This is a genomic window from Leisingera sp. M658 (assembly GCF_025144145.1).
In the GTDB taxonomy this organism is placed as follows: Bacteria; Pseudomonadota; Alphaproteobacteria; order Rhodobacterales; family Rhodobacteraceae; genus Leisingera.
Genome location: NZ_CP083546.1, coordinates 2049057 through 2069152, shown reverse-complemented (window position 1 = coordinate 2069152; position 20096 = coordinate 2049057). Strand labels below are relative to the sequence as shown.

The window sequence follows — 20096 nt, the reverse complement described above, 5'->3', positions numbered from 1 at the left end:
ATAGGACATGACGCGGCACAATTGTAGCAGAAAATCAGCAGGCCGATGCCCACACACTCGGAAACCCGCCAGATGCCCTATTCGGCGCAGCAGATGTACAATCTGGTTGCCGACGTTGCGCAATACCCGAAATTCCTGCCTTGGTGCTCCGCCGCCCGCATCCGCAGCCGCGCACCGATCGGCGAGGCCGAGGTGTTAGAGGCGGATCTGGTGATCTCCTTCAAGGTGTTCCGTGAACGCTTTGGCAGCCGGGTGACGCTGTATCCGGGTGAGCGTAAGATCGATACCGAATATCTGGACGGCCCATTTCGCTACATGAAGTCCCACTGGGCCTTTGCCCCGCGCGAGGACGGCACTTGCGATGTGTCTTTCTTTGTTGATTTCGAATTCAAGAACGCGGTGCTGCAGGGCATCATCGGCGTGGTCTTCAACGAAGCGATGCAGCGCATTGTGCGCGCTTTTGAACGCCGGGCGGCGGAGCTGTACAACTGACACGAACTTTGACCGGCATTTCTGAATTGACTTGAGGCGGGCTTGAAGTTGTATCGGGGCTGGTCTCAATATCAATCAGGAAGGGTTGCGCCGGGATGGAACAGGACTTTTGGCAGGCGCGCTGGCGCGAGAACCGGATCGGCTTTCACGAAGACGCGCCCAACACCCTGCTGAAGCAGCATTTTCCAAAGCTGGGCTTGCACGCGGGCCAGTCGGTTTTTGTGCCGCTTTGCGGTAAGGCACTGGACCTGGACTGGCTGTGCGGCCAAGGGCTGCAGGTATCCGGGATTGAGTTCAATCAGGGCGCTGTTGAGGAGGTTTTTGCCCGCCAGGGTCTGGAGCCTGAGGTGATCCGGCAAGGGGACCTTATACGTTTCCAGGCGGGCGGTCTGACCCTTTTTGCGGGAGACTTCTTTGCGCTGACGGCAGAGTATCTGGGCACAGTGGATGCGGTTTACGACCGGGCGGCGCTGGTTGCGGTTAAGCCTGAGGACCGCAAGGCATATGCTGTGCAACTCAACCGCATCACTGGCTGTGCGCAGCAGTTTCTGGTCGGATTTGACTATGATCAGCCCTTGATGGAAGGCCCGCCGTTTTCGGTGCCGGGTGAAACCGTGCAAGCATTGTATCGGGAGAGGCATGCGATCACCCTGATTGAGGAACGTGCCGCTGACGGCCGCATCGGTGAACGCTGCAACGCGCTGGAACAGGCCTGGCTGCTGAAACCGCTGGTTTAGAACGCAAGACGGGCCCCCGAAGGGACCCGCCCGGTGCGGAAATTGCACCGTCTGCCGTGAGTGGCGGCATGCGTCATAGCCGGGGTCAGCTGTTCATGTCGTACGCACGCTCACCATGAACTGAAAGATCGAGGCCGTTGGTCTCGCTTTCAAGATCCACGCGCAAAGACGTGATGAAAGCGGAGATTTTAACCAGCACGATGGTCACAACCACGGTAAAGGCGCCGACAATTGCCAGCCCGCCCAGCTGTGCGGCCCAGGTGCCGGCGCCGAAGACGGCGATCATGATAGTGCCAAAGATACCGCCGACGCCATGCACGGCAAACACATCCAGCGTGTCGTCGATCTGCATCTTGTTGCGTACCAGATTGACCATTTCCTGACACAGGACACCTGCAACGGCCCCGATGATCAGCGCTTCCACCGGGCCGACAAAGCCGGAGGCCGGCGTGATTGAGGCAAGCCCGGCAATGGTACCGGTGACCAGGCCTACCAGCGACGCCTTGCCGTATTTGATCTTTTCCCACAATGCCCAGCTGAGCGAGGCGGTGGCGGCTGAAAGATGGGTTACGGTCAGCGCCATTGCGGCCCCGCCGTCAGCGGCCAGCTGCGAGCCGCCGTTGAAGCCGAACCAGCCGACCCACAGCATTGCAGCGCCAATCATTACATAGCCGGGGTTGTGCGGCGGGATGCTGCGGTTTTTACGCGGGCCAAGGTAGAAGGCGATGATCAGCGCTGCGATACCTGCGGTTTCATGCACCACGATGCCGCCGGCAAAGTCCTTGACGCCGGTCACGCCGAAGATACCGCCATCGGCCAGGAAACCGCCGCCCCAGATCCAATGCACCACCGGCGCATAGCACAGAAGCATCCAAAGTCCCGAGAATACGAGGACGAAGCCAAAGCCCACCCGCTCCACATAGGCGCCGACGATCAGCGCGGGCGTGATGATGGCAAATGTCATCTGAAAGGCAAAAAACAGAACCTCGGGCAATGTGCCGGAGAGGCTGTCGGCGGTGACACCGTTCAGGAAAATTTTGTCCAGCCCGCCCCACAGGCCGCTGGTGCTGCTGCCAAAGGCAATTGTGTAGCCGAATGCCAGCCACAGAACGCTCATCAAACAGGCAATGGCGTAGCAATGCATAAAGACGCTGAGCACATTGCGGGCACGTACCAGGCCGCCATAAAACAGGGCCAGCCCTGGCAATGTCATGAAGAGGACCAGGGCCGTGGCCACAATGATCCATGCGGTATCCGCTCCGTTCATCCGAGTGTTCCTTCCCCTTGAAAAACCGGTGAGGTCAGGAGAAAGCGGAAAACCTGCGCGAAAAAAAGCGGCAGAGGTTCGCAAGCCGCACAATTCGGCGGCTTTTTTGCAAGTGCCGGTTTTTTGGGCAGGCTTTTGCAGGCGCTGCCCGGAATGCACCCGGTTTACGAAACCGCCTGCATCAGCAAAGACAGTGCATGGTCGCGGGCGGCGGTTCGGACATTGGCGCGGCCAATGGCGCCGAAGTCCACGGTTTCAGTGACCGCAGGATGACCGGCACGGGCTAGGCCGAAACAGACGCGGCCCTCGGGTTTGAACTCTGATCCGCCGGGACCGGCGATGCCAGTGACGGAGACCGCGAGCGAAACACCTGCCTGTGTCACCGCACCTGCGGCCATCTCAGCCGCAACGTCCTCGCTGACCGCCCCTTTGGCGTCCAGAGTTTCCGTCTTTACGCCCAGCATCTGCATCTTGGCGTCGTTGGAATAGGTGACAAAGCCGCGATCGACCACGGCGGAGGAGCCGGGAATATCCGTAAGCGCCGCCGCAATCATGCCGCCGGTGCAGCTTTCGGCGGTGGCAATGGTGAGACCTGCCGCCTTTGCCTGGGTGATCAGCTTTGCCACATCCACACTCATAATCCCAGTACCCCGTGCGAGAAGCCGGCCAGCAGGGCAACGCCGATGGCGGCCATGATGCCGGCGATGACATCATCCATCATAACACCAAACGGGCCCTCCTGGCGATCTGCCCAGCCGACGGGGCCCGGTTTCCAGATGTCGAACAGGCGGAACAGCAGGAACGCGCTGATCCAGCCGGGCCAAAGTGCGGTGATAGGAATGCCATGCGCCCAGGCCGGATAGGAGATGGCCCAAAGCGCGATCCACTGGCCTGCGACCTCATCCACCACAATTTCCGAGGGGTCGTGGTTGTCGCTGCCGGCGGTCATGATCTTGGTCGCCCAGATGCCAGCCGGGATGCAGGCAAGGGTCGCCAGGGCCAGCAGGGGGAAACCGCCCAGCTGATGCAAGCCGTAAGCCAAGGGCAGGGCGGCCAGCGATCCCCAGGTGCCGGGGGCCGGGCGGATGTAGCCAACGCCGCAGACGGTGCCGATTGCTTGCGCTGGGGTCATGCCTTCACCAGCGCAGCGGTGGCGATGGCGGCGATGCCCTCACCGCGCCCGGTAAAGCCGAGACGTTCGGACGTTGTGGCTTTGATCGAAACCCTGTCAGCCTCGATACCCAGGATTTGGGCCATGACTTCACGCATGCGGGCCGCGTGGGGGCCGACTTTGGGGTATTCGCAGACCAGGGTGCAATCGACGTTCGACAGGGTGAAACCCATCTCGCGCGCCAGATCGGCGGCATGGCGCAGGAAGATCTCGCTGGCAGCACCCTTCCACTGCGGATCGGAGGGCGGGAAATGCTGGCCGATGTCGCCGCGCGCCAGTGCGCCATAGATCGCATCGGTGACGGCGTGCATCCCGACATCGGCGTCGGAGTGGCCTTGCAGGGTTTTCTCATGCGGGATTTCCACACCGCAGAGGATCACGCTGTCACCGGGGCCGAACCGGTGCACGTCGTAGCCATTGCCAAGCCTGATATCCATGTCAGCTCCCAGAATGCGTTCCGCCCTGGTGAAATCCGCGGGGCGGGTGATTTTGATATTGTCCGGCTCGCCCGGAATGATTGCAACGTCAAGACCTGCGGCGCGCGCAACCTCAACGTCATCCGCCGCGCCGCCGGGATGGGACAGATGTGCGGCCAGTATGTTCTGAAACCGGAAGCCCTGGGGGGTTTGAGCGGCGTAGAGGCCGTTGCGGTCCTGAGTGCCCGTGACGGTGTTCTCGGCGCCAGTCCACAGCGCGTCGGTCACAGCAAGAGCCGGGGCTGCTGCAGGGATCTCGTCCAAGGCATCGAGAATGCTTTGGATCAGATCACTGCTGACACAGGGCCGGGCGGCGTCGTGGATCAGCACTTTCTCCACGCCATGCGTCTCCAGGGCCTTCAACCCGTTCAGGACAGAGGTTGCGCGTTCGGCACCACCCTCGGCCAGGATCAAGCTGGGGTGCCCGGAGAATTCGCCCCAAGCGGCGGTGTCATCGGGCGACAGCACAAGCACCGTGAGATCCACGCCTGCTTTTTCAAAGGCTTCGAGGGTCCAGTCAATCACCCGGCGGGTTTTCAGCGGACGCCATTGTTTCGGCGTGCCGCCGCCTGCACGGGTGCCGCGGCCGGCGGCGACGATCAGGGCTGCGGTGGTCATGCGGGCCTCATGATAAGTTCGGCATTTGTTTATGAGGTGGCGCAGGGATAGGCAATCACCCCACGGAATGTGCCTGAAAAATAGGCAAGTGGTGATTTGCTGTGCCTTGCAAAGCGCAGTTTCATTGCTGCATAGCAAAGGCTTCGGATAAAAACATCTCAGTTGCACAAGGATTAGGCAGTTGTCCTTCACGCTTGGAACCACCTCCATGTCTCCGCCGATTGCATTGGCGCCGATGGCTGGAATCACCGACCGTCCGTTCCGGGATCTGGTCCGCTCTTTCGGAGCGGGGCTGATGGTGAGTGAGATGGTGGCAAGCCAGGAGATGGTACAGGCCAAGCCCGGCGTGCGCGAACGGGCGGAGCTGAGCGCAGATGTGGAAAATACTGCAGTGCAGCTGGCCGGACGGGATGAATACTGGATTTCCGAGGCCGCGAAACACGTAGCCGGGCAGGGCGCGCGGATCATCGACATCAACATGGGCTGCCCGGCCAAGAAGGTGACCAATGGCTATTCAGGCTCAGCCCTGCTGAAAACGCCGGATCACGCGCTGAAACTGATCGAGGCGGTGGTGGAGGCTGTCGATGTGCCGGTCACACTGAAGACCCGGCTGGGCTGGGACGACAACTGCCTGAACGCGCCGGATGTGGGGCGGCGGGCCTGCGAAGCCGGCGTGCAGATGATTACGATTCATGGCCGCACCCGCTGCCAGTTCTACAAGGGGTCGGCGGATTGGAGGGCGATCCGGACGGTGAAGGACGCAGTCAGCGTGCCGCTGCTGGCCAATGGCGACATTTTGGACACTGCAACCGCACGCCGGGCGCTGGAATTGTCCGGTGCTGACGGCGTGATGATCGGGCGCGGCGCCGAAGGCAAGCCCTGGCTGCTTGCTCAGGTGGCCCATGAGCTATGGGGTGCGCCGGCACCGGATGTGCCGGAAGGTGATGCGTTGATCCATATGGTTTCAGAGCATTACAAGGCGATGCTGGAGTTTTACGGGCTGGATCTGGGGGTGCGTGTCGCCCGCAAGCATCTGGGCTGGTACATGGATGAGGCTGGATCCGGACCAGCCATGCGCCGCGCTGTGCTGACCGGGAAAAACCCGCAGGACGTATTGGCCTTGCTGCCTGAGGCGCTGAGCGTGCAACAGCCGGAGGCCGCCGCATGATGGACAGTGCCGCCCTCTGGGCCTCGCTGCCAGTGCCCGCGTTCCTGATCGATTCCCGGGACAGGATTGCCGATGTGAATGCGGCGGCTGAGGGATTTCTGAATACCTCACGCAAGGCGCTGGCAGGGCAGCCCGTTTGGGACACGCTGGCCATTGACGCGCCGATTGAAGAAGCCTTTGCCCGCGCCCGTGTTCAGGGCACGCCGCTGTTCGTGAATGACATCGATGTCGGTTCGGGCAGCCGGGCGCCGCTGCAATGCGGGGTGCAGATCGCGCCCTTGCAAGGGCAGGACGGGGTGATGCTGCTGATGGTCACCCCGCGCGAACTTGCCGGGCGGATGACACAGACCCATTCCGCCAAATCCGCCGCTGCCTCGGCCATCGGCATGGCGGAGATGCTGGCACATGAGATCAAGAACCCGCTGGCGGGGATCACTGGCGCAGCCCAGCTATTGAGTATGAACCTGAGTTCCGAAGACTTGGAGCTGACTGACCTGATCGTCAGCGAAAGCCGCCGGATCGTGAAGCTTCTGGATCAGGTGGAGCAGTTCGGAAACCTGACCGGGCCGGCCTTCAAGCCGGTGAACCTGCATGATGTGCTGGACCGGGCGCGGCGGTCGGCGCTTCTGGGGTTTGGTGCCCGCATGACCATAACGGAAAACTACGATCCCTCGCTGCCGATGGCCTGGGGGGATGCGGATCAGCTGCTGCAGGTGGTGTTGAACCTTCTTAAGAATGCCTCGGAAGCGGCTGATAATAAGGGTGGAAATATTTCCATCCGTACTTTCTATGAGCATTCCTTCCGGCTGCGCCGCAGTGATGGAACAGGCAAGCTTCTGCCGCTGCAAATTGAAATCTGCGACGACGGGCCGGGGCTGCCGGAGAAGATCAAGGATGACATATTCGACCCGTTTGTATCGGGCCGGGAGAATGGCACCGGGCTGGGGCTTGCGTTGGTGAGCAAGATCCTCTCGGAGCATAATGGCTGGATATCTGTAAGCTCGGTTCCCGGGCGCACGCTGTTCCGGCTGTCGCTGTCACGCGTGCCGCGTGACGCAAAACCGCAGGAGAGCTGATCCATGGACGGCACCGTTCTGGTCGCAGATGACGACCGCACCATCCGCACCGTACTGACCCAGGCGCTGACGCGCGCGGGCTGCAAAGTGCATGCGACCTCTTCGCTGACCACGCTGATGCGCTGGGTGGCCGAAGGGAAAGGCGATGCCGTAATTTCAGACGTGATGATGCCGGACGGGAACGGGCTGGAGATGCTGCCCAAAATCCAGGCCGACCGGCCCGGGCTGCCGGTGATCGTGATCTCGGCGCAGAACACCATCATGACTGCAATCAAGGCGGAGGAAGCAGAAGCCTACGACTATCTGCCGAAACCTTTTGACCTGCCCGAGCTGATGAAGCGCACGGCCAAAGCATTGGCGACCAAGCGGGTGGCGCCTGCCACCGCAAAGACCGAAGCGCCAGATCATCCGGAAGAGCTGCCGCTGATTGGCCGCAGCGAGGTGATGCAGGCACTGTACCGGCTGATCGCCAGAGTGATGAACACGGAACTGCCGTTGTTGATCACTGGCGAAAGCGGCACGGGTAAATCCCTGATTGCGCAGGCTATTCATGACTTTTCAGACCGGCGGACTTTGCCCTTTATCCACGCTGATGCCGCGGCATTGATCGACCTGGAAGGCCCGGCGCGGCTGCTGGCCCAGGCCAAGGGCGGCTCGCTGGTGGTTGATGAATTGGCGGACCTGCCGGAAGAAGCGCAGGCCCGGCTGGTGCGGATGATGGACACACCGGGCGACCATGCCCCGCGCTTCATCGCGTCCAGTCAGAAAGACCTGGCCGCGGCGATGGAGGCCGGGGAGCTGCGCCAGGATCTCTACTACCGGATCTGCGGCACCGCGCTGCAAGTGCCGGCGCTGCGGGAACGGGTGGAGGATATTCCGCTGCTGGCCGAGCATTTCCTGATCCGGGCTGAGAACGAAGGCGCGCCGCACCGCGAGCTGAGCGAGGGCGCCCGCGAAGCGCTGCGCCATTTCGGTTGGCCCGGCAACGTCCGCCAGCTGGAAAACACCGTCCGTCGGCTGGCACTGACGGCCCGCAATGAGGAAATCAGCGAGTCCGATGCGGCCGCTGTGCTGGGGCCGCAGAGCGGGCCGGAGCCTGCGGTGGCAGGTCTGGCCAATGAAAAGCTATCTGAGTCCGTGGCCCGCCATCTGCAGCGCTATTTCGATTTGCATGGCGACTTGCTGCCGCCGCCGGGTCTCTATATGCGGCTGCTGCGTGAAGTAGAGACGCCGCTGATCGAAATCGCGCTGACGGCAACCGGCGGAAACCAGGCGAAATGCGCCGAATTGCTGGGGATCAACCGGAATACTTTGCGAAAGAAGATCACCGATCTGGATATTGAGGTGACACGCCGCCGCAAACTGATGTAATATCGCCACAGAAATGTGGCCTTGTTGTGAATTTCCTAGGCAGGGCCACGAGATATGGCGGTGACTTGCAAAGAGTCGCACATCAGGATGAGGGCAGTCAGTGGCGCATAAGTCACATCTGAGGGCAGCATACGGGCCTTTTGCGGCCTTGGACCGGTGGCGGAGAACCCGCCGGGCCCGCAATATCGGCACCATCGGGCTGGTGGTGCTGGGGCCGGTTCTGGCACTGGCGACATTCCTTATAATCGGTCCGTTGGGGCAGGGCGCGTCGTCCGGATCGCTGCGGCTGATTCTGCTGGCCGACCTGGTGTATATCCTTGCCATCGCGGCGCTGGTTATGGCGCAGATCGTGCGGCTGTTTGCGGCGCGGCGCTCTAAATCAGCTGGATCCCGCCTGCATCTGCGATTGATTGGCGCTTTTGGATTTCTGGCGCTGATCCCCACAGTCATCGTGGCTGTATTTGCTGTGCTGACGGTGAATGTCGGGCTGGAGGGCTGGTTTTCCCAGCGGGTGCGGCAGGTGATCGGCAGCTCGCTGGCTGCGGCGGACGCGTATCAGACACAGCAGAAAAATGACCTGACCGAAGATGCCCGGGCACTGGCGCGTTACCTGGACAACAGCCGTTCCCGTAGTTTTTTCATCAATGACGCAGAGCTTCGTCTGGTGCTGTCGCAAGGCCAGCTGCAAATCCAGCGCGGGCTGCGCGAGGCTTATATTGTCGACAGTGCCGGCCTGATCCGGGCGCGCGGCGAGCGGTCTTACGAATTCGATTTTGAGAAGCCGAACAACCGCCAGATCGGTGCCGCCCGTGCGGACGGTTTCCTGCTGATCGAGGACTGGAGCAACAGTGAATTCCGCGCGCTGGTGCGGCTGGAGGCGTTTGTCGACCGGTTCCTGTACATCAGCCGCGATGTGGACGGCGAGCTTCTGAACCTTCTGGATGACACCCAGGAAACAGCCCATCTGTATCAGCAGCTGGAAAGCGAGCGCGGCAGGGTGCTGTTTGAATTTGCGCTGCTTTATATCGGTTTTGCAGTGATTCTGATCCTGGCGGCGATGTGGTTGGGGATGTGGTTTGCCGAGCGGTTGTCGCGTCCGGTCGGACGGCTGACGGTAGCGGCGCAACGGGTTGGCTCTGGCAATTTGGACGTGCAGGTGCCGATTGACGACGGCGGCGATGAAATTTCCCAATTGGGTCAGTATTTCAATCAGATGACGCGCGAACTTAAGGTGCAGCACGGGCGGCTTCTGGACAATACCCGCCAGATTGAACGCCGCCGCCGCCTGTTTGATTCGGTGCTGTCATCGGTAACGTCCGGGGTTGCCGGGCTGGATGCCGACGGGCGTGTCACATTTGTGAACCGCTCGGCTGAGCGGCTGTTGGACTGGCAGGAGGATCAGCAATCCCTGGCCTTATCCGTTGCAGTGCCGGAGTTCGGGCCGCTGTTTGTGGAATTGATCGAAACCAGTGCCGAGGTGGTGCAGGAGGAAATCAAAGTCACGCGTCAGGGCCGGCTGGAAAACCTGCTGGTGCGGATGTCGCCGCGCCGGTCGGAACAGGGCCGGCTGGAAGGCTATGTGGTGGCGTTTGATGATGTGACCGACCTTGTCAGCGCCCAGCGGATGGCGGCCTGGGGCGATGTGGCGCGCCGGATTGCCCATGAGATCAAGAACCCGCTGACCCCGATCCAGCTGAGCGCGGAACGGATCAAACGCAAATTCGCGCCCAAACTGGGCGAAGAGAACAGCGATCAGCTGCAATCCATGACCGATGTGATTGTGCGCCAGACCAATGATCTGCGCAGGATCGTCGATGAATTCTCGAAATTCGCCCGCATGCCGGAACCGGAGCGGCGCGAAGAGGATCTGGTCAAACTGCTGCGGGATGCGGTTATCCTGCAGCAGCAGGGCCAGCCCGGTGTCCGGATCAAGGCGGAGCTGTCTGAGACAGCCATGCCCTCGGATCTGGATGCTACAATGATTGGCCAGGCCTTGACCAATCTGATCAAAAACGCAGGCGAAGCCATTGAAAGCCTGCAGATAAAGGAAAACCCGCAGGGGCTGGTGCCAGAGATCCGGGTGGCGGCGGTCAAGGCAGGCAATTTCTATGAAGTCCGTATTGCCGACAACGGCATCGGCTTGCCCGAAGACCGGGCACGGCTGTTTGAGCCTTATGTGACCACGCGGGATGCGGGCACCGGGCTGGGGCTGCCGATCGTTAAGAAAATCATCGAAGAGCACGGGGGCACGCTGACGCTGGAAGATGCCCCGGTATTCGAGGGACACGCGCATTACGGCGCGATGGCGGTAATCCGTCTGCCCGCCGCAAACCGGGCAGCGGCGCCAAACAAGAGCACAGTGAAAGCAGGTCTGACATGAGTGACATTCTGATTGTAGATGACGAGCGCGACATCCGGGAACTGGTCTCGGACATTCTGGAGGATGAAGGCTATGCCACCCGAAAGGCTGCCAATTCCGACGAATGCATGGCCCGTCTGGAAGACGCCGAACCGGCGCTGATGATTCTGGATATCTGGCTGAAGGACAGCCAGATGGACGGTATCGATATCCTGAAGGCGGTTAAGCGCGACAATCCGGAAGTTCCGGTGGTGATCATTTCCGGACACGGCAACATCGAAATTGCTGTCGCAGCGATCAAGCAGGGGGCCTATGATTTCATCGAGAAGCCCTTCAACATCGACCAGCTGATGGTGGTGATCCGCCGCGCCATGGAAACCTCGCGCCTGCGCCGGGAAAATTCAGATCTCAAGCGCAGGGATACAGGCCCTGCGGAAATGATCGGCACCTCTGCGTCGTTCCGGACGCTGATCAGCCAGTTGGACAAGGTGACCAAGTCGAACGGCAGGGTAATGCTGACCGGACCGGCCGGCAGCGGCAAGGAGATTGCCGCGCGTTATATCCATGCCAATTCAAACCGGGCCTCCGCGCCCTTCATCACGGTGAACTGTGCCAGCATCGAACCTGACCGGATGGAAGAGGTTCTGTTCGGCCGCGAATCCTCGGAGCGCGGGGTGGAACCCGGCCTGCTGGAGCAGGCGCATGGCGGTGTGGTGTTCTTTGATGAAGTTGCCGATATGCCGCTGGGCACCCAATCCAAGATCCTGCGTGTGCTGGTGGATCAGCAGTTCCAGCGGGTTGGCGGTTCGGACAAAATCCGTGTCGATCTGCGGGTGGTTTCCGCCACCAACAAGGACCTGGATGCAGAAATCGAAGCAGGCGGTTTCCGGCAAGAGCTGTATCACCGGCTGAATGTGGTGCCGGTTGCGGTGCCGTCGCTGGCGGACCGGCGCGAGGATATTCCGCTGCTGGCCGGCCACTTCATTGCCCAGTTCAACGAAGCCCAGGGGCTGCCGCTGCGGGTGCTGACCGAAGAGGCGGTGGCGCTGATGCAAACCATGCTGTGGCCGGGCAATGTGCGCCAGCTTAAGAATCTGGTGGAGCGGGTGCTGATCCTAGGTGATGGCAGCGGCCCGATCGAGGCTAAGGATTTGCCGCGCGAAGAAGACAAGCCGCAGGAGGAGGGCCGGGTGGTCCTGTCCGGCGCGCTGGCGACATTGCCGCTGCGTGAGGCGCGGGAGGCGTTTGAGCGCGAATACCTGCTGACCCAGATCAATCGCTTTGGCGGCAACATCAGCCGCACGGCATCGTTTGTCGGCATGGAGCGGTCTGCGCTGCACCGCAAGCTGAAGTCGCTGGGGGTTGTGACCTCCAACAAGGCAGGCGCCCGGGTGGCGCATGTGGAGGCTGAGGAAGAACAGGCCTGATCAGGCCGCCTTTGCGCCCGGCACCACCGGGCGCGGGCGGTGCTGCATCATAGGGTCAGAACAGGTCCTGGCGGATCGGGTTCAGCGCAAAATGGACCTGCGCGGCCAGTCGCAGCTGGCTGATGGCATCGCCGGGAACGGTTGCGGGCAAACCTGCCTGGCGCGCCCAATTGCCCAGTTGCTTGCGGGAGGACGGGCCGAATTGGCCGTCGATGGCAATCCCGGCCCCCAGCTGGCGCAGGATGTACTGGGTGCCTGCGGCAACGTCTGTTTCGGCCATCCCGGTCAGCAATTCCCGCGCTGCGGCGCGAGCATCGGGATCATTCAGCGCCATCGCCTTGCCTGCCCGCGCAGCAGCAGCATGGGCGGGGATCCGGTCCGGCAGCCTGTTAAGGGCTACCCACGCACCGTTGGCGCCGCCCCAGGCGTCGCCGCGCGACAGCCCCATGTCATACCATTCCAGCGCTTCGGCTGCGTCGCTGCCTGGCAGGTCGCCGCCCATGATCATCCGGCCGATTTCAGCCGGGGCATGGGGATGGCCCAGCTGTGCGGCCTCGGCAAACAGCGCGCGTGCTTTTTCTTTGTCCACCACCTGACCCGCGCCGCCATCGCGGTAGACATAGCCAAGGTTGGCGGTGCCATAGATATCGCCGCGCCCGGCAGAGGCCTGCAGGTAGGAAAAACCGCGCTCCGGCTGCGCCAGTTCAGCGCCGCTCCAGAGAAAGAAGACCCCCAGTTCGTTCATCGAATAGGTATGCCCCAGCTCCACTGCCCGGCTCAGCAGGTCAAAGCCGCGCTCCCGGTCTTGCGGGTTCTGGGTGCTGTGCAACAGCCGCTTGCCGTGGGAATGCATGGCGAAAGGATCGCCCGCAGCGATGCCCTTTTCCCAAAGGCTGGCAGCCTTTTCCGGGTCCAGGGGGATGGCGATTGCCTGGCGGTCAATGTTCGGGCTGGTGTAGAGCTTTGCCAGAGCGTGGTAGGCGCGGACATGCCCCAGATCAGCAGCTTTCTGAAAATTGGAGAACGCGCCGGTCAGGCTGCCCTGAGCCAGAACGGCACGGCCCAGCTGGTAATGGAAACGGCCGATTTCCGGCGCCGTCTCAGCGGCTTGCCGGCAGGCGGTTTCCGCGGCTTCCAGGTTGATCTCATTCGGATAACGGTACAGACCTACGCCTTGAAGATCGAGAAGATCCCCGGCCTCCAGGTCGCATTGCCGCGCAATCATTTCCAGGTTCAGGGTGACGTCGCGCACCGCTTCGCCTTGGGCCAGGCGCAGCACCATCCGGTCTTTGCGCACCTGACCGCCATCCTTGCGGGCGGCGAGCTCGGTCAGTTGCGGTGCGTAATTGAGGCTAAGGCCGGATCCCGTCCCGGTCTGCAGCGAGGTCACACCGGCCGAAGATGTTTCAACAATCGACACCGTGGTCCCCGTGCCGATATAAGGTTGGATTTCCGACGCCAGTTCCAGGGACCGGCCCAGCGGGATTTTCACCGACAGCTCAGCTGGCAGCTGGTCAAGGCTGGACAGCATGGCGGCGGGTTCCGTTCCGGCTACATTCATGGACCGTTCCGGCGGCCGCAGATAAATTTTCTGCATCAGAGTTGAACTTTCCCAAGGCACCTGCTGATTGCCGGTAGAGGCATAGACGTCGCCCCGGATCGCCGCGAGAACCGTCATCGCGTCATCATCGGGGCGGGCGGGAAAATGCTGAATGACAGAGGCTGTGTACGGACTGTTGCCGCCTGGATCACCGTCCAGGGCAGTTGCCCCTGGCGAGGTCGAAAATGCCACCAGGGTATTGAGTGGCGGCCTGAAGACGTCAAACCCTGAACGGGCCTCATAAAGCTGCGCCCCGACTTCTGCGTTGAGTTTGGCCTGGGGAACCGGGTTGTCCCGGCAGGAGTCCAGCATCAGGATCTGGCTGCTGGCCTTGCCGCCCAGAATGGCAGAGACCTGGTCCAGTGTAACAGATTGGAATGGCAGGTCATTAATGCCGCTCAGCTCTGCGTCGCTGGTCAGCAGGTAGTTGCGCCGCCCCAGCTGAATGCCATGGCCTGCATAATAGAAGAAGACCTGGCTGCCTTCACGGATGTTCAGAGCCGCCTGGCGCAGCAAGGCTTCGAACCCGCGTTTGTCGAGGTCATATCCTTCGTACACCGAATAGCCGAAAGACTTCAGCATCTCCGCAACTGCGGCGGCATCGTTCCGCGTATTGGTCAGGTCAGAGACATGGTCATAGTCCTGGATCCCAATGACGATGGCGATCTCGCTTGCGGTCCCGCTCTCCTGGGTTTCGTAGGCGGCCAAAGCAGCCTGGCCCGAAAGAAGTGCAGCACACACCAAGACCGGAGGGGCAGATAACTTGAATATGCCCCGAATAATGCCCCTGAAAGCCACGAAAGACATTACCAACTGCCTCCTCCACCACCGCCGCCGCCGGAACCTCCGCCGCCGCCTTGATAGGCGGGTTCAGGCGCTTCTTCTGCCGGGATCACCGGGGCCCTGGTCGCCGCTGCAGGTGCCGGCCGCGTTGCCGGCGCGCTGTAAGTTGCAGGTGCCGGCGCTGGGGCCGCCGTCGGTGGCGGGGCAATCGGGGCCACTGGTTCGCAGGCGGCTGTCACAGCTGCAAGGGGCAGCGCGGCAAACAGGAAATGTATCCGCATCGGGTACCTTTCTCTTAAAAATACTGATCAACAAACAATCCGGCACCAGCCTAACTGATCCGGTGGCGCAATTCAAAGTTAGCCTGCCGCGCATTTTCGGCAAGGGAGTGCGCCTAGCCGCCGGTGCGGATGCTGACGCTGCCATCTTTGTTGCGTTGCGCACAGGAGGCTTCGCTCAGCGGGGCCAGTTGCGGTCCGGCTACTGCGGCCGGGTTGCGCCGGGTGCAGCGTTTCAGCGCGACCTGCTGGTAGCCCTTGGCCGCCATGCAGGATTTCTCCAGCCGCAGGCGCAGGGGTTTGTTCACATCCACCGTGTAGATGCCGCCGTCCACCCAATAGCCGGGCCGGTAGTAACAGCTGCCGCCGGAACAGACTTTGCGGCCGGGGTGGAAAACCGGGGGATGCTGGCGGATTTCATTGGCGACGGGCGCATCCCGCAGCGATTGCGCCGCACAGCCAAGCTCATCACTTTGCAGGCGCGAAACTTCTGCCCCCTGCCTGTAGTAAACAGGAAGCGGTCCGCAGGCCGCCGTGCCAAGCAGCAGGACCAAGGCCGCCATGATCGTTCGATCCTTGCACATACGCAAAGAATGGCTGCAATCAGAGCAAGTTACAATTAAATTGACCGTGAAAGCGGCTTCTGTCATTCACGTCGGGCGAAACTCCGCCCGAAATTCCGCCAAGGGACACGCAAATGAAGGTCATTATCTGCGGCGCGGGCCAGGTTGGCTGGCAGATCGCCCGGCACTTGTCCGGCGAGCACAATGATGTGACGGTTGTCGACAGCAACCCGGAACTGGTGCGGCGGGCAACCGATACGCTGGACGTGCAGGGGATCCATGGATTTGCCTCCTATCCGGATGTGCTGGACCGGGCCGGCGCGCGCGATGCCGACATGATCATCGCGGCCACCCATTCGGACGAGGTCAACATGGTGACCTGCCAGGTGGCGCATTCGGTCTTCAAGGTTCAGCGCAAGATTGCCCGCCTGCGGGCCAAAAGCTATTTGACCGCGATCTATTCCGACCTTTATCAGCGCGAACATTTGCCGATCGACGTGGTGATCAGCCCCGAGCGCGAGGTGGCGGCGGCGGCGATGCAGCGGCTGTCGGCGCCGGCAGCGTTCGACACCGAGACCTTTATGGGCGGCAAGGCGCAGCTTCTGGGGATCCAGATCGATGCCGATTGCCCGGTGGTGAATACGCCGTTGCGGCAGCTGACCGAATTGTTTTCGACGTTGCGCGCGATTGTGGTCGGGGTGCGGCGCGACGGCAGCTTGTTTGCGCCGGAACCGGGCGACCAGCTGTTTGTCGGCGACAGCTGCTATGTGTTCAGCCACGCCGATGATGTGCCCCGCACCATCGAAGTGTTCGGCAAGCAGGAAACCCGCCAGGACCGGGTGGTTGTGGTCGGCGGCGGCAACGTCGGCCTGGAAGTGGCCAAGGCGCTGGAGGCAAGCACAACACGGATCCGGGCCAAGATGATCGAACGCGACCGTGCTTGTGCTGAACGGGCGGCGGAAACGCTGGAACGCACGATTGTGCTGAACGGCGACGGTCTGGACCGGGCGCTGATGATCGAGGCGGGTATCGACAAAGCAGATGCGATGCTGGCGGTGACCGATGACGACAAGACCAACATTCTGGCCGCGGTGCGCGCCAAGGTCGAGGGCTGTCCGCTGGCCATTGCGCTGATCAATGACCCGACCCTGGTGCCGCTGCTGCCGCATCTGGGCATCGACGCCTATATCAATCCGCGCTCCACCACCGTCAGCTCGATCCTGCGCCACATCCGCTATGGCCGGGTGCGGCAGGTCTACTCGTTGGGTGATGCCGAGGCTGAAATGATCGAGGCTGAGGTTTTGTCGACCTCGCCGATTGCCGGCCAGATGATCCGCGAGACGGACTTCCCCGAAGGCGTTCTGGTCGGCGGCGTTCTGAAGAACGGCGAGATGCTGCGCCCCTCCGGTCAGATGCGGATCGAGGCGGGCGATGTGATCGCGCTGTTTGCCATGGCGGCGGACGTGCCTGAGGTCGAGCGCCTGCTGCAGGTTTCGATCGACTATTTCTAGGATGCGCCGCCCGGTCAAAGCTCCCATTGGCGTGCTGCGCCTGCCGCTGTTCCTGCTGATCTGGGGCATTGCTTCGCTGGCGATGTGGCTGCCGGCCGTTCATGCGCTGGTGCTGGACGATCATCACACCTCGCGCAGTTTTTTCTATGCCGGCGTTGCCGGGCTTATACTGGTGGTGCTGATCGGCCTGTCGATGGGCAACCGGGTGCCGCGCTACGGGATGCCGGGACAATTGCTGTCACTGCTGGCGACGTTCACCGTACTGCCGCTGTTCCTGGCGGTGCCGGTTCAGGATGCGCTGGTCAGCACCCGGTTTTTGAATGCCTATTTCGATATGGTCAGCGCCATCACCACCACCGGCGCCGATGTCTGGGGCGATCCGGGCCGGCTGCCGCCCAGCGTGCATCTGTGGCGGGCGATTGTCGGCTGGCTGGGCGGTCTTTTGATGTGGGTGGCCGCCTCGGCGGTGCTGGCGCCGATGTCCCTGGGCGGGTTTGAGGTCACTGCCAAAGGCGAGCCCGGCGGCGGCACAGCCGCCCCGCTGCATATGGAGAGGGCGGACCCGCGCCGCCAGCTGGTACTGGTGACGCGCACCCTGGCGCCGGTTTATGCCGGGCTGACCCTTGTGTTATGGCTGTTGCTGATGATCACAGGCGAACAGGCCTTGGCAGGTCTCAGCCATGCGATGTCGGTGATGGCGACCTCGGGCATATCGGCCATCGGCGGGGTGGAAAATGCCGCCAGCGGCCTGGCGGGCGAGATGGTGATGTTCCTGTTCATGTTCTTTGCGCTGTCGCGGCTGACTTTTTCCAGCGACACGGTCACCGCGGGGCAGGGGCGGCTGGACAAGGATCCGGAATTCCGCACCGGGCTGCTGATCGTTTTCGGGGTACCGCTGCTGCTGTTCCTGCGCCACTGGCTGGCCGCCTATGAAGTGGATGCCGGTGAAGATCTGCCGCAAGCCCTGCACGCTCTTTGGGGCACCTTGTTTACGGTGCTGTCATTCCTGTCGACCACCGGATTTGAAAGTACGCATTGGGAAGCCGCCCAGGCCTGGTCGGGGCTGGAAACACCGGGCATGATCCTGCTGGGGCTGGCGGTGTTCGGCGGCGGTGTCGCGACCACTGCGGGCGGGGTCAAGCTGTTGCGGGTCTACGCGCTGTACCTGAATGGTCTGCGCGAAATGGAGCGGCTGGTTCACCCCAGCTCGGTCAGCAGCGAAGGCAATCGCGCCAAGCGCTTGCAGAAGAACGGAGCGTTTGTAGCTTGGGTGTTCTTCATGCTGTTCGCCCTGTCGCTGGCTGTGGTCAGCACTGCGCTTGCCGCAGTCGGCACGGATTTTGAACAATCGCTGGTGCTGGCGGTAGCGGCGCTGTCAACAACCGGCCCGCTGGCTGATACGGCCAGCAGTACGCCGATTGTACTGAACCTTCTGACAGATCCTGCCAAACTGATCCTGTGCATTGCGATGGTTCTCGGGCGGCTGGAGACCCTGGCCTTCATCGCGCTGTTGTCACCCAACCTTTGGCGCAGCTGACCGCCCTTGAGGGTGAAAAGTGTTTTTCTGGTGGAAACTTACATTTTCTCCGTCCATACTGAATTTAATGTGCGTGCTGGTCCGCAGCGCGCGGCAAGAACAAAGGCGAGATAATAAAAAATGGCTTCGGACAGACAGAATCTTCAGGATGCCTTCCTGAATCACGTTCGCAAAACCAAGGTTCCGGTTACAATCTTTCTGATCAACGGGGTCAAGCTGCAGGGTGTGATCACCTGGTTCGACAATTTCTGCGTGCTGCTGCGCCGCGACGGACAGTCGCAGCTGGTCTACAAACACGCGATTTCGACCATCATGCCGGCCCAGCCGATCAGTCTCTATGAGGGTGAAGACTCCAATTGATGGAGCATGAAAGGACGCGCACCCGTGCCTGGGTGCTGCATCCGGAAATCAAATCCGACAGCAGGCGCCGCCAGGCTGCACCTGCGCTTGATGAGGCCGTTGCGCTCGCAGCGGCCCTTCCCGATCTTGATGTGATCGGCTCCAATGTTGTGCGCCTGCCCAAGGCGCATGCGGGGATGCTGTTCGGCTCTGGCAAAATCGAAGAGCTGGCGGGCATCCTGAAAGCAAATGAGGTGGAACTGGTCCTGATTGACGGGTCGGTGTCCCCGGTGCAGCAGCGCAACTTGGAAAAAGCCTGGAAGGTCAAGATCCTCGACCGGACCGGCCTGATCCTTGAGATCTTCTCGGACCGGGCCGCCACCCGCGAAGGTGTGCTGCAGGTCGAGATGGCGGCGCTCAGCTATCAACGGACGCGGCTGGTGCGGGCCTGGACCCACCTGGAGCGCCAGCGCGGCGGATTGGGATTTGTCGGCGGACCCGGCGAAACCCAGATCGAGGCCGACCGCCGGGCTATTGACGATCAGCTGGTGCGCCTGCGCCGGCAGCTCGACAAGGTGGTGAAGACCCGGACCCTGCACCGCGCCTCGCGGGCCAAGGTGCCCTATCCGATTGTGGCGCTGGTGGGCTATACCAACGCCGGCAAGTCGACCCTGTTCAACCGGCTGACCGGGGCCGAGGTGATGGCGAAAGACATGCTCTTTGCCACCCTGGACCCGACCATGCGCCGGGTGCAGATTGCGGATGGGCCGGAGGTGATCCTGTCCGACACCGTGGGCTTTATCTCGGATCTGCCGACCGAACTGGTGGCATCATTCCGGGCGACGCTGGAAGAGGTTCTGGCGGCGGATGTGATCCTGCATGTGCGCGACATCAGCCATGATGAAAGCGAACAGCAGGCCAAAGACGTCGAGGCCATCCTGACCTCATTGGGGGTGGATGAAAACCGCGCCCGGATCGAAGTCTGGAACAAGCTGGATCAGCTGCCTGAAGACGACGCCGAAGCCCGCCGTCAGCGTGCGGAACGTGAGGACGGCATTCATGCGATCTCGGCCCTGACGGGCGAGGGGCTGGACGGGTTGCTGGCAGATATCGCCGAGCAGTTGCAGGGCGTGCGGCACGAGGAGCTGTTGAATCTCACGTTTGCCGAGGGCAAACAGCGCGCCTGGCTGTTCAAGGAAGACCTGGTTCAAAGCGAAGAACAGACCGAAACCGGTTTCGACATTACCGTGCTGTGGACCGACCGGCAAAAGGCAAAGTACGAGAGGCTGTGAAGCCTTGCGTCAAGAGTAAAAGAAAAAGGGC

The 20096-nt window shown here is 61.8% G+C and carries 17 protein-coding genes; 11 read left to right on the top strand and 6 right to left on the bottom strand.

The window, feature by feature from the left end; genetic code table 11:
* Positions 1-45 precede the first annotated feature (45 nt).
* Both K3724_RS10265 and K3724_RS10260 read left to right on the top strand, forming a co-directional pair.
* Entirely contained in the window at positions 46-492 is a 447-nt protein-coding gene (locus K3724_RS10265; RefSeq protein WP_259992401.1) for a type II toxin-antitoxin system RatA family toxin, read from the top strand.
* Between the two features lie 95 nt (positions 493-587).
* Complete coding sequence (locus tag K3724_RS10260; protein WP_259992399.1) at positions 588-1229, top strand: thiopurine S-methyltransferase; 642 nt, start codon at positions 588-590, stop codon at positions 1227-1229.
* 85 nt (positions 1230-1314) lie between these two features.
* Here the strand turns inward: K3724_RS10260 and K3724_RS10255 are convergent, their stop codons facing one another.
* The 4 genes from K3724_RS10255 to K3724_RS10240 form a co-directional block, all read right to left on the bottom strand.
* Complete coding sequence (locus tag K3724_RS10255; protein ID WP_259992397.1) at positions 1315-2496, bottom strand: ammonium transporter; 1182 nt, start codon at positions 2494-2496, stop codon at positions 1315-1317.
* A 164-nt stretch (positions 2497-2660) separates the two neighbouring features.
* Complete coding sequence (locus K3724_RS10250; RefSeq protein ID WP_409201408.1) at positions 2661-3134, bottom strand: CinA family protein; 474 nt, start codon at positions 3132-3134, stop codon at positions 2661-2663.
* Positions 3131-3628, bottom strand: a complete 498-nt coding sequence (locus tag K3724_RS10245; RefSeq protein ID WP_259992395.1) for a phosphatidylglycerophosphatase A — start codon at positions 3626-3628, stop codon at positions 3131-3133. Before K3724_RS10245 ends, K3724_RS10250 begins: the two co-directional genes overlap by 4 nt.
* Positions 3625-4761, bottom strand: coding sequence for a bifunctional 2-C-methyl-D-erythritol 4-phosphate cytidylyltransferase/2-C-methyl-D-erythritol 2,4-cyclodiphosphate synthase (locus K3724_RS10240; protein ID WP_259992393.1), 1137 nt, complete (start codon positions 4759-4761; stop codon positions 3625-3627). Before K3724_RS10240 ends, K3724_RS10245 begins: the two co-directional genes overlap by 4 nt.
* Before the next feature lie 181 nt (positions 4762-4942).
* On the opposite strand from K3724_RS10240, the gene dusB reads away from it, so the two are divergent.
* The 5 genes from dusB (at position 4943) to K3724_RS10215 (ending at position 12162) form a co-directional block, all read left to right on the top strand.
* Complete coding sequence (dusB, locus tag K3724_RS10235) at positions 4943-5929, top strand: tRNA dihydrouridine synthase DusB (protein ID WP_259992392.1); 987 nt, start codon at positions 4943-4945, stop codon at positions 5927-5929.
* Positions 5926-7005 (top strand): nitrogen regulation protein NR(II), encoded by a 1080-nt coding sequence (locus K3724_RS10230; RefSeq protein ID WP_259992391.1) that lies wholly within the window; start codon positions 5926-5928, stop codon positions 7003-7005. Before dusB ends, K3724_RS10230 begins: the two co-directional genes overlap by 4 nt.
* Positions 7006-7008: 3 nt before the next feature.
* On the top strand, positions 7009-8376 hold the full coding sequence (locus K3724_RS10225; RefSeq protein WP_259992390.1) for a sigma-54 dependent transcriptional regulator: 1368 nt from the start codon (positions 7009-7011) through the stop codon (positions 8374-8376).
* A 100-nt stretch (positions 8377-8476) separates the two neighbouring features.
* On the top strand, positions 8477-10756 hold the full coding sequence (locus tag K3724_RS10220) for a PAS domain-containing sensor histidine kinase (protein ID WP_259992389.1): 2280 nt from the start codon (positions 8477-8479) through the stop codon (positions 10754-10756).
* Positions 10753-12162 carry a sigma-54 dependent transcriptional regulator gene (locus tag K3724_RS10215; RefSeq protein ID WP_027258843.1) on the top strand — a complete coding sequence of 470 codons (1410 nt, stop codon included), beginning with the start codon at positions 10753-10755 and terminating at the stop codon, positions 12160-12162. Before K3724_RS10220 ends, K3724_RS10215 begins: the two co-directional genes overlap by 4 nt.
* A gap of 55 nt (positions 12163-12217) precedes the next feature.
* On the opposite strand, the gene K3724_RS10210 is transcribed toward K3724_RS10215, so the two are convergent.
* Both K3724_RS10210 and K3724_RS10205 read right to left on the bottom strand, forming a co-directional pair.
* The gene (locus K3724_RS10210; protein ID WP_259992386.1) at positions 12218-14503 is read right to left on the bottom strand and encodes a caspase family protein; all 2286 of its coding nucleotides are present in this window, start codon (positions 14501-14503) and stop codon (positions 12218-12220) included.
* 436 nt (positions 14504-14939) lie between these two features.
* Positions 14940-15386 (bottom strand): hypothetical protein, encoded by a 447-nt coding sequence (locus K3724_RS10205; protein WP_259992384.1) that lies wholly within the window; start codon positions 15384-15386, stop codon positions 14940-14942.
* A gap of 134 nt (positions 15387-15520) precedes the next feature.
* Between K3724_RS10205 and trkA the strand changes: the two genes are divergently transcribed.
* From trkA to hflX, 4 genes are all read left to right on the top strand, one after another.
* Positions 15521-16897 carry a Trk system potassium transporter TrkA gene (gene trkA, locus K3724_RS10200; RefSeq protein ID WP_259992382.1) on the top strand — a complete coding sequence of 459 codons (1377 nt, stop codon included), beginning with the start codon at positions 15521-15523 and terminating at the stop codon, positions 16895-16897.
* Between the two features lies 1 nt (position 16898).
* Positions 16899-18434: a TrkH family potassium uptake protein gene (locus K3724_RS10195; protein ID WP_259992380.1), complete on the top strand. Its 1536-nt coding sequence runs from the start codon at positions 16899-16901 to the stop codon at positions 18432-18434.
* A 120-nt stretch (positions 18435-18554) separates the two neighbouring features.
* Positions 18555-18794 (top strand): RNA chaperone Hfq, encoded by a 240-nt coding sequence (hfq, locus tag K3724_RS10190; protein ID WP_005611588.1) that lies wholly within the window; start codon positions 18555-18557, stop codon positions 18792-18794.
* Positions 18794-20065, top strand: a complete 1272-nt coding sequence (hflX, locus tag K3724_RS10185; protein ID WP_259992378.1) for a GTPase HflX — start codon at positions 18794-18796, stop codon at positions 20063-20065. Before hfq ends, hflX begins: the two co-directional genes overlap by 1 nt.
* Positions 20066-20096: the final 31 nt, after the last annotated feature.

Bases quoted from the DNA above. Each gene is read 5' to 3' on its own strand.
- K3724_RS10265 (WP_259992401.1), top strand. From the start codon at position 46: ATGCCCACACACTCGGAAACCCGCCAGATGCCCTATTCGGCGCAGCAG.
- K3724_RS10260 (WP_259992399.1), top strand. From the start codon at position 588: ATGGAACAGGACTTTTGGCAGGCGCGCTGGCGCGAGAACCGGATCGGC.
- K3724_RS10255 (WP_259992397.1), bottom strand. From the start codon at position 2,496: ATGAACGGAGCGGATACCGCATGGATCATTGTGGCCACGGCCCTGGTC.
- K3724_RS10250 (WP_409201408.1), bottom strand. From the start codon at position 3,134: ATGAGTGTGGATGTGGCAAAGCTGATCACCCAGGCAAAGGCGGCAGGT.
- K3724_RS10245 (WP_259992395.1), bottom strand. From the start codon at position 3,628: ATGACCCCAGCGCAAGCAATCGGCACCGTCTGCGGCGTTGGCTACATC.
- K3724_RS10240 (WP_259992393.1), bottom strand. From the start codon at position 4,761: ATGACCACCGCAGCCCTGATCGTCGCCGCCGGCCGCGGCACCCGTGCA.
- K3724_RS10230 (WP_259992391.1), top strand. From the start codon at position 5,926: ATGATGGACAGTGCCGCCCTCTGGGCCTCGCTGCCAGTGCCCGCGTTC.
- K3724_RS10225 (WP_259992390.1), top strand. From the start codon at position 7,009: ATGGACGGCACCGTTCTGGTCGCAGATGACGACCGCACCATCCGCACC.
- K3724_RS10215 (WP_027258843.1), top strand. From the start codon at position 10,753: ATGAGTGACATTCTGATTGTAGATGACGAGCGCGACATCCGGGAACTG.
- K3724_RS10205 (WP_259992384.1), bottom strand. From the start codon at position 15,386: ATGGCGGCCTTGGTCCTGCTGCTTGGCACGGCGGCCTGCGGACCGCTT.
- trkA (WP_259992382.1), top strand. From the start codon at position 15,521: ATGAAGGTCATTATCTGCGGCGCGGGCCAGGTTGGCTGGCAGATCGCC.
- K3724_RS10195 (WP_259992380.1), top strand. From the start codon at position 16,899: ATGCGCCGCCCGGTCAAAGCTCCCATTGGCGTGCTGCGCCTGCCGCTG.
- hfq (WP_005611588.1), top strand. From the start codon at position 18,555: ATGGCTTCGGACAGACAGAATCTTCAGGATGCCTTCCTGAATCACGTT.
- hflX (WP_259992378.1), top strand. From the start codon at position 18,794: ATGGAGCATGAAAGGACGCGCACCCGTGCCTGGGTGCTGCATCCGGAA.